General features: G+C 73.7%; 10 protein-coding genes and 2 pseudogenes. 8 read left to right on the top strand and 4 right to left on the bottom strand.

The annotated features are described in order from the left end of the window. Positions 1-81 precede the first annotated feature (81 nt). From LPA54_RS24625 to LPA54_RS24600, 6 genes and pseudogenes are all read left to right on the top strand, one after another. Positions 82-1,095, top strand: a complete 1,014-nt coding sequence (locus LPA54_RS24625) for a LacI family DNA-binding transcriptional regulator (RefSeq protein WP_228981508.1) — start codon at positions 82-84, stop codon at positions 1,093-1,095. A 9-nt stretch (positions 1,096-1,104) separates the two neighbouring features. Then, positions 1,105-3,324 (top strand): glycoside hydrolase family 3 N-terminal domain-containing protein, encoded by a 2,220-nt coding sequence (locus tag LPA54_RS24620; RefSeq protein ID WP_228981506.1) that lies wholly within the window; start codon positions 1,105-1,107, stop codon positions 3,322-3,324. Next, on the top strand, positions 3,321-4,808 hold the full coding sequence (locus tag LPA54_RS24615; protein ID WP_228981504.1) for a glycoside hydrolase family 43 protein: 1,488 nt from the start codon (positions 3,321-3,323) through the stop codon (positions 4,806-4,808). Before LPA54_RS24620 ends, LPA54_RS24615 begins: the two co-directional genes overlap by 4 nt. Positions 4,809-5,389: 581 nt before the next feature. Beyond that, the gene (locus LPA54_RS24610; protein ID WP_228981503.1) at positions 5,390-6,832 is read left to right on the top strand and encodes an endo-1,4-beta-xylanase; all 1,443 of its coding nucleotides are present in this window, start codon (positions 5,390-5,392) and stop codon (positions 6,830-6,832) included. A gap of 306 nt (positions 6,833-7,138) precedes the next feature. Continuing rightward, a pseudogene (locus LPA54_RS24605) lies at positions 7,139-7,651 on the top strand (alpha/beta hydrolase family protein); the annotation flags it as partial. Positions 7,652-7,725: 74 nt separating this feature from the next. Continuing rightward, entirely contained in the window at positions 7,726-8,238 is a 513-nt protein-coding gene (locus LPA54_RS24600) for a Rieske (2Fe-2S) protein (protein WP_228981502.1), read from the top strand. A 72-nt stretch (positions 8,239-8,310) separates the two neighbouring features. Here the strand turns inward: LPA54_RS24600 and LPA54_RS24595 are convergent, their stop codons facing one another. Continuing rightward, positions 8,311-9,216: a LysR family transcriptional regulator gene (locus tag LPA54_RS24595; protein ID WP_228981500.1), complete on the bottom strand. Its 906-nt coding sequence runs from the start codon at positions 9,214-9,216 to the stop codon at positions 8,311-8,313. A gap of 154 nt (positions 9,217-9,370) precedes the next feature. Here LPA54_RS24595 and LPA54_RS24590 point away from each other — a divergent pair. Next, positions 9,371-10,004 (top strand): annotated as a pseudogene (locus tag LPA54_RS24590) (DMT family transporter); the annotation flags it as partial. A 77-nt stretch (positions 10,005-10,081) separates the two neighbouring features. Here LPA54_RS24590 and LPA54_RS24585 read toward each other — a convergent pair. Continuing rightward, on the bottom strand, positions 10,082-11,416 hold the full coding sequence (locus LPA54_RS24585) for an aminotransferase class I/II-fold pyridoxal phosphate-dependent enzyme (RefSeq protein WP_228981491.1): 1,335 nt from the start codon (positions 11,414-11,416) through the stop codon (positions 10,082-10,084). Between the two features lie 35 nt (positions 11,417-11,451). Between LPA54_RS24585 and LPA54_RS24580 the strand changes: the two genes are divergently transcribed. Then, positions 11,452-12,219, top strand: coding sequence for a pyridoxamine 5'-phosphate oxidase family protein (locus tag LPA54_RS24580; RefSeq protein ID WP_228981489.1), 768 nt, complete (start codon positions 11,452-11,454; stop codon positions 12,217-12,219). Between the two features lie 71 nt (positions 12,220-12,290). On the opposite strand, the gene LPA54_RS24575 is transcribed toward LPA54_RS24580, so the two are convergent. Further along, the gene (locus LPA54_RS24575; protein WP_228981487.1) at positions 12,291-13,274 is read right to left on the bottom strand and encodes a DMT family transporter; all 984 of its coding nucleotides are present in this window, start codon (positions 13,272-13,274) and stop codon (positions 12,291-12,293) included. 165 nt (positions 13,275-13,439) lie between these two features. Next, on the bottom strand, positions 13,440-14,054 hold the full coding sequence (locus tag LPA54_RS24570) for a PadR family transcriptional regulator (protein WP_228981608.1): 615 nt from the start codon (positions 14,052-14,054) through the stop codon (positions 13,440-13,442). Positions 14,055-14,818: the final 764 nt, after the last annotated feature.

Below are 14,818 nucleotides of genomic sequence, written 5' to 3'. Positions count from 1 at the left end.
AGGTCGGCCACACCGACCGGAGACTCATCGAAAAGTTTGCGGTACCTGTCGCCGACCCGGCGACCACGCAGAGGAGACAAGGTGAGCGAGCAGCGTCCGACCCTTGCCGTCATCGCCGCGGAGGCGGGGGTCTCCCAGGCCACCGTGTCCAAGGTGATCAACGGTCGCTCCGATGTCGCGTCCTCGACACGCGAACGGATCGAGACCCTGCTGCGATCCCACAACTACCTCCCGCCCGGCCGGCAGGGCAGGGCCCGCAGGTCGGGCCTGGTCGACCTGATCATCGGCGGTCTGGACAGCGCCTGGGCGGTGGAGATACTGCGCGGCGTCGAGGCCGAGTGCGCCCAACGGAGCGTCGGCACCGTCGTCTCGCTCGTCCCGCCGGGCGAGGCGACCCCGTCGAGCTGGGCCGCGCTGCCGGTCCTGCACCACAGCGACGGAGTCATCCTCGTCACCGCCTCGGTCACCCAGGCCCAGCGCGCCCAGGTCGAACGGGCCGGGGTGGCGCTGGTCGTCATCGACCCGATCGACCTGCCGGGCAACGGCGTGCCGAGCATCGGCGCGACCAACTGGGCGGGCGGTCTCGCCGCCACCGAGCACCTGCTGGAGATGGGACACCGCCGGATCGCCGCGATCGGCGGGCGCAGGGAGATGCTCTGCAGCCAGGCCCGCATCGACGGCTACCGGGCCGCCCTGGAGCGGGCCGGGATCGAGGTGGACCGCGACCTGATCCGGTTCGGCGACTTCCAGCACGAGGGCGGGTTCCGGCGCGCCCGGGAACTGCTCGACCTGCCCGAGCCGCCGACCGCCGTCTTCGCCGGCAGCGACCAGCAGGCGATGGGCGTGTACGAGGCCGCCCGGCAGCGCGGCTTGAGCATCCCGCGGGACCTCAGCGTGGTCGGCTTCGACGACCTGCCGATGTGCGAGTGGCTGTCGCCTCCGCTGACGACGGTGCGTCAGCCGCTGGAGGAGATGGGCCGGCTCGCCGCCCGCACACTCTTCCAGCTTCTGGAACGCCAGCCCCTGGTCAGCCCCCGGATGGAGCTCTCGACCGAGCTGAAGGTCCGACTCTCCACCGCCCCGCCTCGTCGCTAGGAGACCCCCTTGACCGAGCCCTGGCGTGACCCCCGCCTGCCCGCGTCCGTACGCGTCGCCGATCTGCTGGGACGGATGACACTGGAGGAGAAGGCGGGGCAGCTCACCGGCTACTGGGCGCTGCCCTCCGATCCGGGAGCGCCTGTCGCGCCGATGGAGGACGACTCCGGTGAGTCCGCGCCCGGCCTCGACGACATCGTCGCCCACGGGCTCGGCCAGCTCACCCGGGTCTACGGAACCGCCCCGATCACCGCGGAAGCCGGGATGGAGCGACTGGCCTCGCTCCAGCGGCAGGTGGCCGAAGCCGGCCGGTTCGGGATACCGGCGGTCGCCCACGAGGAGTGCCTGACCGGGTTCATGACGTTCGGGGCCACGGTCTTTCCCGGGCCGCTGGCCTGGGGGGCGTCCTTCGATCCCGGCCTCGTGCGCCGGATGGCCGCCGCCATCGGCGAGGGGATGCGGCGGGTGGGCGTCCACCAGGGGCTGGCCCCGGTCCTCGACGTGGTCCGCGACTACCGGTGGGGAAGGACCGAGGAGTGCATCGGGGAGGATCCCTACCTCGTCGGAGCGATCGGCACCGCCTATGTGCAGGGCCTGCAGAGCGCCGGGATCGTGGCGACGCTCAAGCACTTCGCCGGGTACTCGGCCTCACGCGGCGGCCGGAACATGGCCCCGGTCGCCTCGGGGCCGCGCGAGTTCGCCGACGTGCTGGTCGAGCCCTTCGTGCGGGCGCTGCGGGAGGGCGGCGCCCGGTCGGTGATGAACAGCTACACCGACGTGGACGGCGTCCCGGTGGCCGCCGACGAACGACTGCTGACCGATCTCCTCAGGGGTGAGCTCGGCTTCGGAGGGGTGGTCGTCGCCGACTACTACGCCGTCTCCTTCCTGGAGACCCGGCACGGCGTCGCCGGGTCGCGCGGCGCGGCCGGCGCGCTGGCACTGACCGCCGGAATCGACGTCGAGCTGCCCACGGCCCGCTGCTACGGCGAGCCGCTGACGAAGCTCGTGCGGTCGGGAGAGGTACCCGAGGCGCTCGTCGACCGCGCCGCGGAACGGGTGCTGCGCCAGAAGGCCGAGCTCGGCCTGCTCGATCCCGACTGGGAACCCCTCAAGCCGGAGCCGGTCGACCTCGACCCGCCGGAGAACCGGGCGCTGGCCAGGCTTCTGGCCGAGAAGTCCACCGTGCTGCTCGCCAACGACGGCGTCCTGCCGCTGCGGCCGTGCCGGGTCGCGGTCAGCGGGCCGTACGCCGACGACCCGCAGTCCTTCCTCGGTTGCTACTCCTTCCCCAACCACGTCGCGCTCCCCGGTGACCTCGGGTTGGAGATCCCGACCCTCGGCGAGGCGCTCACCGCTGCCGGGTTCACGGTCACCGCGGACGATCCGGACGTACACGTGCTGGTACTCGGGGACCGGGCCGGCATGTTCGGCCGGGGCAGCTCCGGAGAGGGCTGCGACGCCGAGACCCTCGACCTGCCCGGCGACCAGGCCGCACTCGCCTCCGCCGTGCTGGACTCCGGAGTGCCGACCGTACTGGTCCTCGTCTCCGGACGGCCGTACGCGCTCGGCTCGCTGGCCGAACGGGCGTCGGCCGTGATCCAGGCGTTCTTCCCCGGCGAGGAGGGCGGGACGGCGCTGGCCCGGATCATCAGCGGGGCCGCGGAACCGACCGGGCGGCTGCCCGTCTCCGTCCCCCGCCGGGTCGGCGGCCAGCCCGGCACCTACCTGCACTCCAGACTCGGCGGGCACACCGACTGGAGCTCGGTGGACCCGACCCCGCTGTTCCCCTTCGGACACGGGCTGAGCTGGACCGGCTTCGACCTCTCGGAGCTGACGGTGGATCCCGTCGCCGCGACGGACGGCGCCGTCCGCGTCGCGGCCACCGTGCGCAACGTCGGTGAGGTGGCCGGGACGGAGGTGGTCCAGCTGTACCTCTCGGACCCCGAGGCGTCCGTCGTCCGGCCGCAGCGGTGGCTCGCCGGGTTCTGCAGGGTCGAGCTGCGGCCGGGCGCGGCCGCCCGGGTCACCTTCACCGTCCACGCCGACCGGACCTCCTTCACCGGGGTCGACCTGCGCAGGAGGGTGGAGCCCGGGGAGATCGGCGTGGCCGTCGGGCGGTCCAGCGGGGACCTTCCGCTCCGCGGCTCCTTCACCCTGCACGGTCCCGTACGCCACCCGGCGGACGACCGGGTGCTGTCCGTGCCGGTCGAGACCGTCCCGGTTCCGTGACCGCGCCGTTCGGTGACCCCGTGCTGCCCGGGTTCCGGCCCGACCCGTCCGTCTGCCGGGTGGGAGGGGACTACTACCTGGTGACGTCCAGCTTCGAATGGTTTCCCGGCCTTCCCGTGTTCCACAGCCGCGATCTCGTGGACTGGCGGCGGCTCGGCTCCGCGCTCGACCGGCCCTCCCAGCTCGACCTCGACGGGTGTGGGCCGTCACGCGGCCTGTTCGCGCCCACGATCAGGCACCATGACGGGGTCTTCCATCTCGTCTGCACGCTGATGGACGGCCCCGGCCATTTCGTCGTCACGGCGACCGATCCGGCGGGGCCGTGGTCGGACCCGCGTTGGCTGGAGGGCGAGGGTTTCGACCCGTCGCTGTTCTTCGACGACGGGCCGGGCGGCGACGGCCGTGCCTGGTTCACCGCCGCCCGCGTCCTGGACGAGGCCGCCGGCCGGACCGAGATCTGGATGCGCGAGTACCTGCCCCGCGAGCGATGCCTCACGGGATCGGAGTACGTCCTGTGGTCCGGCAGCCGGCCGGGCGCCCGCTGGTCGGAGGCGCCACACCTCTACCGGGTCGACGGCTCCTTCCTCCTGCTCACCGCGGAGGGCGGCACCGAGGCGGACCACAGCGTGGTGGCCGCCCGCGCCGACCACGTGACCGGCCCGTACGAAGGCGCCCCCGGCAACCCGGTGCTGCCTCCGGCCACGGGCCCGGTCACCTGCACCGGGCACGCCGACCTCGTCCGAACCCCGCACGGCGACTGGAGGGCCGTCCTCCTGGGCGTCCGCCCGGGCTCCGCCATCGGCCGCGAGACCTTCCTCAGCCGGGTCACCTGGAGCGACGGCTGGCCGGTCTTCTCCCCGGTCGGCCACACGAGCCCGCGCCATGGTCTCCACGACGACTTCGCCACCCTCTCCGCCGACTGGAGCACCCTGCGCACCCCGCGCGCGCCGTTCTGGACCACCGGCGACGGGCTCCGCCTCCGGCTCCGCCCCGAACGCCTCGGCGAACGCACCGTCCCGTCCCTCCTGGCGCGCCCCCAGGAGCAACCCGACTGCGACGTGTCCACCGAACTGCGCTTCACCCCGGCCGCACCGGGCGAGCAGGCCGGCCTCGCCGTCATCCTCGACGACGACTCCCACCTCCTCCTCCTTCGCACCACGGAAGGACTCGACCTCCGTCACGGGCCCGACGTCCTGGCCGGCGCTCCCGTCCGCCCGGGCCCTCTTCGTCTGGGAGTCCGCATCCGCGGCTTCAGCCACACCTTCCGCTACGCGGTACCCGGCGGCGTCTGGCAGGACCTGGCCGCCGTCGAAGCGACCTTCCTCACTCCGCTGTTCACCGGCGTCCAGCTCGGCGTCCACGCCACGTCCAACGGCCGCCCGTCCACCGGCCGAGCCCACTTCGCATGGTTCGACATCACGTATCCGCACCGGCGGGCACCGTCCGGGCAGCCGCGACACCGGCGGGAGGCGCCCACCGCTTGATGCCACCCGCGTGCCCCCGGCAGCGGAAGCCGACCGGGCGGGAAACTCCCGGCCGACACGCCGCAGGAAAACGCCTGGCCGTAAAAGCACATACGGATAAGGCGCCCCGTCACACGCCCACATTCAGCGGTCCCACCACCCGGCAAGGGATGCCGAAGCCCGGTAAGCGCACCGAGGAATCCCCGCGCACGAGTGGCCCGCCGCCTCCGCGGGAGTTCGCCATCCGAGCCCGCACTTCTCGGTGTGCCCGTTTCGACGGGCGCGTCCACCGCACCGATCGACGCAGGTCAGACACCCTCCGCGGCGAACGCTTCTCGACTGAGGACACCTGCGGAATCATTCGGCGATTGATCCGAAGCACCGGGGTTCCGAAACCCCTTCGAAACCATTGACATGCCCCTGCGGTTTTTCCACACTGCTTCCCGAGGCGGTTTCATTTCCTTGCCGGCACACCACGGCGTCGACCTCGAATCATCGCGTCCGGGCGGCACGGTCCCTTTTCCGGTCGATCGACCCCGCAGCCCCGGATTCCGTCTGCCGCGCTCGGATCCTTCCGTGATTTCCCCCCTGGAGGTTCAGTAATGCGCTCACACGCCGTTCACCCACTTACCGTCCGCCGCAAGGTCCGCGGCCTGTGCGCGGCACTGGTCGTCGGCGCCCTCGGCTCCGCCACCCTGCTGCTGGCGCCGCCGACCTCGAGCGCCGCCGAGAGCGCACTCGGCCGCGCGGCGGCCCAGAGCGGCCGGTACTTCGGCACCGCCATCGCCTCGGGCAGGCTCAACGACTCGACGTACACGACGATCGCGAGCCGCGAGTTCACCTCGGTGACCGCCGAGAACGAGATGAAGATAGACGCCACCGAACCCCAGCAGGGCCGGTTCGACTTCACCGCCGGCGACCGCGTCTACAACTGGGCGGTGCAGAACGGCAAGCAGGTGCGCGGCCACACCCTGGCCTGGCACTCCCAGCAGCCCGCCTGGATGCAGAACCTCAGCGGCAGCGCGCTGCGCCAGGCCATGAACCACCACATCACCGGCGTGATGGCCCACTACAAGGGCAAGATCGGCCAGTGGGACGTCGTGAACGAGGCCTTCGCCGACGGCCCCTCGGGAGCCCGGCGCGACTCCAACCTGCAGCGCACCGGCAACGACTGGATCGAGGTCGCCTTCCGCACCGCGCGCGCCGCCGACCCGGCCGCCAAGCTCTGCTACAACGACTACAACGTCGAGAACTGGACCTGGGCCAAGACCCAGGCCATGTACGCCATGGTCCGGGACTTCAAGCAGCGCGGCGTGCCCATCGACTGCGTAGGCTTCCAGGCGCACTTCAACAACGACAGCCCCTACAACAGCAACTTCCGCACCACTCTCCGGAACTTCGCCGCCCTCGGCGTCGACGTGGCCATCACCGAACTCGACATCCAGGGCGCCTCGGCCACCACCTACGCCAACGTGACCAACGACTGCCTGGCCGTCCCGCGCTGCCTCGGCATCACCGTCTGGGGGGTACGCGACACCGACTCCTGGCGACCGCAGCACTCGCCGCTGCTGTTCAACGGCGACGGCAGCAAGAAGCCCGCCTACACCTCCGTCCTCAACGCGCTCAACGCCGTCTCCCCCACGCCCACACCGACCCCCACGCCCGGTTCCGGACAGATCAAGGGCGTCGCCTCGGGCCGCTGCCTGGACGTGCCCGGAGCCGGCACGACCGACGGCACCCAGCTCCAGTTGTGGGACTGCAACAACCGCCCCAACCAGCAGTGGACCCACACCGCGGCGGGTGAGCTCAGGGTCTACGGGGACAAGTGCCTGGACGCCGCCGGCACCGGCAACGGCGCCAAGGTCCAGATCTACGGCTGCTGGGGCGGCGACAACCAGAAGTGGCGCCTCGACCCCGACGGAACCATCGTCGGCGTGCAGTCCGGCCTCTGCCTCGACGCCGCCGCCCACGGCACCGCCAACGGCACCCTGATCCAGCTCTACTCCTGCTCGAACGGCAGCAACCAGCGCTGGACCCGCAGCTGATCCGCTGCGGGGACTCCCCGCACCGAGGGGAGCCGGGGTGGTCCCGGCTCCCCTCGGTGCGGTCGGACGGAGGAGGAGTCGCCGGAGTTCGAGGTCATCGAAAAGACGTAGGCCCGGGAGGGACCCCGGGTCGCATCGATCGGGTTCTCCACAGGCGGCGCTCCTCATCGCCCCGTCCGTCGGCACTCCCTGTCATGCTGCGCCCATGACTGAGAGCACCGCTTCGGACGCCGCCCCGGCGTTACCCGACTTCCCCGCCGCGTTCGCCCGCACCCGCCGCTTCTCCCTCGGGGTGCCGGGCCGGTTCACGGTCTCGACCGGTTGGGCCCGGCGTTGGAGGACCAGGTCGACGCGCTGCACGCGGCGGCGGAACGGCAGCCGGCGCTGGACCTGGGGCGGGTGGCGGTGCGGGGGTGGTCGTACGGCGGCTACCTCGCGATCGGGGCCGTCCTGCGCCGGCCCGACGTGTTCCACGCCGCGGTCGCGGGCGCCGCGCCGACGGACCGGCGGTTGTACGACACGCACTGGGAGGAGCGGTTCCTCGGCCATCCCGACGTCGAGCCGGACAACTACGCGCGGTCGTCCCTGCCGGCGGAGGCGCACCGGCTGACCCGGCCGCTGATGCTGGTGCACGGCCTGGCCGACGACAACGTGGTCGCCGCGCACACCCTGCGGCTCTCCGCGGCGCTGCTCGCCGCCGGGCGGCCGCACACGGTGCTGCCCCTGCCGGGTGTGGCGCACGCGGTGACGCGGGAGGAGGTGGTGAGCAACCAGCTGCGTCTGGAGCTGGACTTCCTCAGGTCGTCGCTGGGTGGGTGAACGGGTCGGCGCCGCGTCACGTACCTCCGCATGACCTGGGGGATCCAGGTGTGTCGAGGTGGAAGGAACGGCGCATGACCAGGACGGACGGAGCGGCGGCACGGGACGCGGGCGGGACGGTGGCACGGCGGACCGTCGTGGCGGCGGCGGGGGGCGCGGGCCTCGCCGTGGCCCTGACGGCGTGTGCCGGTTCGGACGGCGGGCAGGCGGCGGCGCCGGCCGCGCCCGCCGGGGGCAGCGGCCCGGCGCAGGGCGGCGGGAGCGCGGCCGGGGCCGACGGCGGGGGCGGGGGCGGCGCGGGGCAGGTCCTGGCGAGGACGTCGGACATCCCGGAGGGCGGCGGCCGGGTCTTCGGCGACCGGGGCGTCGTCGTCACGCAGCCGAAGGCGGGCGAGTTCCGGGCCTTCTCCGCGATGTGCACCCACCGGGGATGCGCGGTGGGGGACGTCACCGACGGGGTGATCAACTGCCCGTGCCACGGCAGCAGGTTCGACGCGGCCGACGGCAGCGTGCAGGCGGGTCCGGCGACGGAACCGCTGGCGGCCGCGGAGATCACGGTGGAGGGTGACTCGATCAAGCTCGTCTGACGGGCCGCCACTCCGGCACTCCGGCCCTCGGTGCGGGCGCTTCCCCGGCCGCGGGCCGGCCCGGCCGGTGGGTCACTCCGGCACGGCGGCCGCGGCCTCCCGCAGCGCCTCGACGGCCGCCCTGATCGAGGGCCGCCGGTCGGCGTCCGCCCGCCACACGGCGTAGACGTGCCGCCGCATCCGCTGCCGCACGGGGATCAGGACCACCCCGTCGGGCACCGGCCCGCGCCCGAGCCGGGGCGTCGCGCACACGCCGAGGCCGGCCTGGATCAGCGCCAGCTGCGTGTGGTGCTCGCCCGCGAAGTGGGCGATCCGCGGCTCGATGCCCTGGGAGCGCAGGGTGAACACCAGCCACTCGTAGCAGAACTCCCCCTCGGGCCAGGACACCCAGTCGTCGTCGGCCAGGTCCGTCAGGTCGACCTCGGCGCGGCCGGCGAGCGGGTGGCCCGCGGGCACGGCCACATCGGCCGTGTCGTCGAGGAGCGCGGTGTGGGCGAGCCCGCCCGGGACGGGCAGGCGCTTGTTGCTCCAGTCGAGCACCACGGCGATGTCCACGTCCCCGCGCAGCACGTGGCGGATGCCGCGCTCGGGTTCCCTTTCGCTGCTGCGCACCCGCAGCTCCGGGTGGCTGGCGCGCAGCGCGGTGACGGCGTGCGGGAAGAGACCGCGCGCCGCCGTGGGGAAGCCGGCGAGGCGCACCTCTCCCACGGCGCGGCCCCGTTGGGCCTCGATGTCCGACTGTGCGAGTTCGACCTGCGAGAGGATGCGCGCCGCGTGTCCGGCGAGGAGCTGGCCGGCGTCGGTGAGGCGCACGCCGCGCCCGTTCCTGGCGACGAGCTGCTGCCCGACTTCACGTTCCAGCTTGGCCAGTTGCTGCGAGACGGCGGAGGTGGTGACGTGCAGTCCCTCGGCGGCCGCGCTGACCGAGCCGTACCGGGCGAGGGCGTCGAGGGTGCGCAGGCGCTCAAGGTTCAACATGTAAGCGATACTAACCAGACGGGTCGAGTGACTCTCATCTTTCCTAAGCAGTTCGGCGGGCCAGGGTGCCCTCGTGAGCCCCGCGCCCGCGCACCGGACCCCGCCGTCCGACAGACCGCCCGCCCCCGCCCCGGTTCCGGCCCTCCCCGCCGCCCTGCCGCCCGCGCCCGAGGCCGCCCCGCCGCTCGCCTCTGCCCCGGCCGGGCGGGCGCGCCGGGTCGACTGGCGCGTCCGGTTCGCGGCGCTCTCCGTGGTCTGGGGGTTCAGCTTCCTGCTCATCAAGGTCGGCACGGCGGCGTACGCCCCGTTCCAGGTGAACTTCGCGCGTCTGCTGCTCGGTACGGCCGTGCTCGCCGCCGCGATGGCGTTCCGGCGGGCGGGGCTGCCGCGCGGCGCGCGCACCTGGGCGCACCTGGCGGTCGCGGCGTTCTTCCCTCAACGCCCTGCCGTTCTCGCTTTTCGCCTTCGCCGAGCTGACGATTCCCTCGACCCTCGCGGGCATCTGCGACGCCACCTCGCCGCTGCGGGGCATGGCCTTGTCGATGGTCGTCCTGTCGGAGGAGCGGCCGACCCGCCGCCGGGTGGCCGGCCTCGGGCTCGGCTTCCTCGGCGTCCTGACCGTGCCCGGCGCCTGGCAGGGGTTCTCCGGCGTCGACGCCGGCGGCACGGCCATGGCGCTGCTGGCCTCGCTGAGCTACCCGATCGGCTGGATCCACGTCCGGCGCACCCTCGCGGGCAGCGGAGCCTCGCACCTTTCCCTGACGGGTGCGCAGCTGATGCTGGCGACGGGCCCGGCGCCTGACCGTGAAGCCCCGACAGGCCTGTACGCGCACCCCTCGACGGCGGGGCCGGGGGCACCGACCGCTCAGCGGTGGACGCCCGCGGCCCTCGGCCCCGTCGCCTCCGCCACCGCGGCGGCGAGCGCCTCGATGTCCGCGCCGCGCAGGCCGGAGACGCTGAGCCGGATGCCCGGCGGGGACGCCATGCGGAACCGGGCACCGGGCGCGACCGCCCACCCCGCGAGCAGGAGCCGGGCCGCCGCGCCGGTCTCGTCGGCCACCGGAACCCACACGTTCATCCCGCTCCGGCCGTACGCCCGGACGCCGCGCGCGGCGAGGGCGGTGATCAGCGCCTCGCGCCGCTCCCCGTACGCCCGCGCGACGGCCGGCGCGTCCACGGCGCCGGACTCCCACAGGTGGACGACGGCGCGCTGGAGCAGTCGGCTCACCCAGCCGGGGCCGAGGCGCTGGCGGCCCAGCACGCGGTCGACGGTGACGGGGTCGCCGGTGAAGGCGGCGACGCGCAGGTCGGGGCCGTACGCCTTGGCGACGGAACGGACGTAGAGCCACCGCCCGGTGGCCCCGGACAGCGGGTGGAGCGGCTGGTCCACGAAGCCGTGCCCGTGGTCGTCCTCGACGAGCAGCACGTCCGGGTGGCGGGAGAGCACCTCCCTCAGCCGCTCGGCGCGTCCGGCGCCGACCGCCGCGCCGGTGGGGTTCTGTGCGCGGGCGGTGACGACGACGGCGCGGACGCCGTCGTCCCGCAGGGCGCGCTCCACGTCGTCCGGCAGCGGACCGTCGTCGTCGACGCCGACGGGCACGGCCCGCAGGCCCAGCGCCGGTACGAGGTCGAGCATGCTGCCCCAGCCGGGGTCCTCGACGGCCACGGCGTCTCCCGGGCGCAGGTGCACGGCGAGCGCGCGTTCGATGGCGTCGAGGGAACCGGAGGTCACGCCGATCGGCCCGTCCGGTACGCCGTCGGCGTCCAGCGCGGCCCGGGCGAGCCGGGCGAAGCGCTCGTCGACGGGCGGTTCCCCGTACAGCCCGCGGTGCTCGTCGTCCTGGCGCGCGGCGGCGGCCAACGCGGGACCGAGCGGTGGCAGCAGGGCCGGGTCGGGGTTGCCCTGGCCGACGTCGCGCGCCCCCTCGGGGGCGTCGATCCGGACGGCGTCCCGCGCGGTGGTGACCGGCCGGGGACGGACCCGGCTCCCCCGCCGGCCCGCGGTCTCGATGACGCCCCGCTCCCGCAGCGTCCGGTACGCGGCCGCCACCGTGTTCGGGTTGACCCCCAGCCGCGCCGCCAACTCCCGCATGGGCGGCAGCGCTTGGCCGGGCACGAGGTCACCCGCGCCGACCCCGCGCTCCACACTGGCCGCGATCTCCGCTGCACCACGCCCGCTGATCCGATACTCTCCTAGCACAAACCACAGTATGCACTAGTGCAATGGAGGACGCAATGCCGGAGACCGCCTCGACTTCACCCCGGGCGCCGGAAGCGGGCGACGGGTACACGCCGACCGGCCTCACCGTCCCGACGCGGGGCCGCCCCAGGGCGTCGTACGACCGCGCCCTCGTCCACGCGATACTCGACGAGGGGTACGTCTGCCACCTCGGTTTCGTCCGCGACGGCCGGCCCGTCGTCCTGCCGACGCTGTACGGCCGGGTCGGCGAGCGCCTGTACGTCCACGGCTCCACGGGCTCGCGCCCCCTGCGGATGGCGCGCGGCGGCTCCGGCACGGCGGCCACCGGTGCGGCGGCTCCCGGCGGGACGGCCCACGGCGGCACGGAGCCCGGCGGCACGGACCCGGGGCTGCCCGTCTGCCTGACGGTGACGCACGTGGACGGGCTGGTGCTGGCCCGTTCGGCGTTCCACCACTCCGTGAACTACCGGTCCGTGGTGGTGCACGGCGTCGCCCGCCAGGTGACGGACCCCGACGAGCGGCGGGCCGCGCTCGACGCGCTCGTGGACCACGTCGTGCCGGGCCGCTCGGCGGACTGCCGCCCCGCCGACGCCCGGGAGCTCGCGGCCACGGCCGTGCTGAGCCTGGACCTGGAGGAGGTGTCCGCGAAGGTCCGCACGGGCGGGGTCAACGAGGAGCCGGAGGACCTGGCGCTCCCCCACTGGGCGGGCGTGATCCCCCTGGTCTCCCGGTACGGCACGGCGCTCCCGGACGGCGACCTGGACCCGGCGGTGCCCTTTCCCGACTACCTCGCCGCCCTCTGAGGGCGGGCTGACGCGCCGCCTCGTGAGGGCGGGCCCCCGCCGCCCCCGCGGGGCGGGCCCCGCCCCGCGGGCTACCCCCTCGGCGAGTCGGCGGACAGCGCCCGGGCGTCCGGCAGGGGGTCGGAGCCGGCGACGGGCCCGGAGGGGGCCTTCGGCGTGGTCGACTGGGCGATGAAAGCGCCGACGAGGACGAGCGCGCCACCGGCGACCTGCGGCGCCGTGAGGTGCTCGCCGAGGAGCACCCAGGCGAGGACCGTGGCGATGACGGCCTCCAGGCAGGCCACGACACCGGCGACCTGCGGGGAGAGCCGGCGCACCGAGACGACCCCGGTGACGTACGCCAGTACGGTCGCCACCAGCACGATCCAGCCGAGCAGCAGCCCGGCCGGCACGGACCTGCCGCCGAGGTCCGCGACGCCGGCGACGACCTCCCAGTCCATGGACCAGGGCCGGGACACGAGCGTCAGCACGGCCGCGCCGACCAGGAGGCCGTAGGCGATGACGCCCATCGGGTCGACGGGCCGCTCCTCGTCCCGGCCCTGGTCGGAAAGGACGAAGTAGCCGACCTGGCAGCAGGCGGCGCCGAGGGCGAGGACGAGCCCGAGCACGTCGAAGCGGAGTCCGGACCACACCTCGACGACGCACGCGAGCCCCGTGACGGCGAGGACCACGCCCAGCGCGGCGGCCCGGGTGACCGGACGGCGCTGGACGAAGCGGACCCAGCCGAGGACGAGCGCCGGGGCGAGGTACTCGATGAGGAGGGCGACCCCGACGGGGATGCGGGAGAGCGCGGCGAAGTAGAACGCCTGGACGCCCGCCACCGCGAGCAGCCCGAACCCGGCCAGCAGGGCGGGCTTGCGGCGCAGCAGGTCGCGGTGGCGCCAGGCCACGGGCAGCATGACGAGCGCGGCGCCCGTCACCCGCAGCCACACCACGTGCAGCGGGTCGAGGCCCGCCTCGATGAGCGGCTTGGCCGCGACACCTGATCCACCGAAAGCGAACGCCGAGACCAGGGCCAGTCCCAGGCCGGCGCTTCTCACCTGAGACGCGTGCATCGGCACATGATGGCAGGCGGCGTCAGGAGCGTAAAGGCCGTGACACCTGTTGAGACGGTTCCCCGCGACCGGCCGGGCCCCCGCACCGGAAGTGCGAGCACCCCCGTACGCGTGCGCGCCCCCCGGTATCCACCGGAGGGCGCGTCACCACGGTCGGCCGGAGCCTCAGTCCTCGTCGGCGAGGATGAGGTAGAGCCGCTTGCGGGCGTCGTTGATGACGGTCAGGGCCTTCTGCCGCTGCTCAGCGGAGCCCGTCTTCCAGACCTGGCCGAACGCCTCCAGCAGCCCGAAGCCGGCCTGCCGGATCTCGTTCATGGCCTCCCAGTCGATGCCCTTGCCGGCTTCCTCCCAGGGGGCGTCCGGGGCGGCCTCGGCCTCCCGGCGACCGCTGTCGGTGAGCGCGAAGAGCTTCTTGCCACCCTCGCTGCGGCTCTCGATGAGCCCCTCGTCCTCCAGCAGCTGCAGGGTGGGGTAGACGGATCCGGGGCTGGGCTTCCAGGCGCCACCGCTGCGCTCGGCGATCTCCTGGATCATCTCGTACCCGTGCATCGGGCGGTCCTTGAGCAGCGCCAGGATCGAGACGCGTACGTCACCGCGCCGCGCCCTGCCCCGACCGCCGCCGCGCCCGCGACCGCCGAAGGGACCCCCGAACCCGGGACCGCCGAATCCGGGCCCGAAGGGCCCGAAGGCGGCCCTGCGGCCGTCGAACCCGCCCTGACCGTGATGACCGGACCCGCAGTGACCGTGCCCGCGTCCGTGGTCGTGCTCGTGTGAACGCATCATGCGCTCCTTCCATCGATGATCAGTCGCGATGCTTCAACGATATATCGCAAACAATCGACCGACAACCTTTTCGGGCAGCATGACGGCTGACCTGGGACAGTGAGGACGGACCGGTTGCCGCCGAAGTCGGCAGGTGCCGCGTGGCGAACCTCTTCGCCGGCGCGCTCGGGGACAACAGCACGGCCCGGAATCCCCAGTGCCAGAGAACTCCGGACCTCATTGCCATGACCTGCGAACCCACGGGGATCAGCCAGCGATCACGCCTGCCCGGGTCGCTGCCTGTGTACGTGAAGGCGTTCCACGAGCAAGGGCCGCGACGGTAGGGCCGTGCGCTCTCTCCAGCCCGCCCACAACGAGTGGGACCGGCCGCCAGAGCCTCCAGCACCAAGGTCCTGTACTCCTGCGGCCGTGAGGACCGGCTCGACCGCCCGGCCATCGGGAGACTGATCGCCGTGCTCGGCCGGATGCCCCGCCCGGCCGGGACCACGCCGACCTCCGGCGAGGGCCTGACCCTGACCGGCTCCCGCCCGTTCCGTGTCACGCACGCCCCAGACACCCTGTGGCACCGACTGGGTACGAGCGGGTGCTGTTCGCCCTGACCGCCAACCGCGCCCTGGCCGCCTCCAGCAAGCCGGCCGCACCGACGGGATCGGCCACGACGAGCGGAAGGGCGCCGTGTTCCGCTCTACAGGGTTCGGTCGCCCGCAGCGAGTGCGGCCTGTCCGACACACGCACGCGACGGGCCGACGGTCGTGAGACCG

This window comes from Streptomyces sp. DH12, from assembly GCF_020873895.1.
In the GTDB taxonomy this organism is placed as follows: Bacteria; Actinomycetota; Actinomycetes; order Streptomycetales; family Streptomycetaceae; genus Streptomyces.
This window is presented reverse-complemented; position numbering and strand designations above follow the sequence as displayed.

What these genes read in the sequence shown, in the direction of transcription:
- LPA54_RS24610 (WP_228981503.1), top strand. Translation starts at nt 5,390, where the DNA reads ATGCGCTCACACGCCGTTCACCCACTTACCGTCCGCCGCAAGGTCCGC.
- LPA54_RS24575 (WP_228981487.1), bottom strand. Translation starts at nt 13,274, where the DNA reads ATGCACGCGTCTCAGGTGAGAAGCGCCGGCCTGGGACTGGCCCTGGTC.
- LPA54_RS24600 (WP_228981502.1), top strand. Translation starts at nt 7,726, where the DNA reads ATGACCAGGACGGACGGAGCGGCGGCACGGGACGCGGGCGGGACGGTG.
- LPA54_RS24570 (WP_228981608.1), bottom strand. Translation starts at nt 14,054, where the DNA reads ATGCGTTCACACGAGCACGACCACGGACGCGGGCACGGTCACTGCGGG.
- LPA54_RS24595 (WP_228981500.1), bottom strand. Translation starts at nt 9,216, where the DNA reads ATGTTGAACCTTGAGCGCCTGCGCACCCTCGACGCCCTCGCCCGGTAC.
- LPA54_RS24580 (WP_228981489.1), top strand. Translation starts at nt 11,452, where the DNA reads ATGCCGGAGACCGCCTCGACTTCACCCCGGGCGCCGGAAGCGGGCGAC.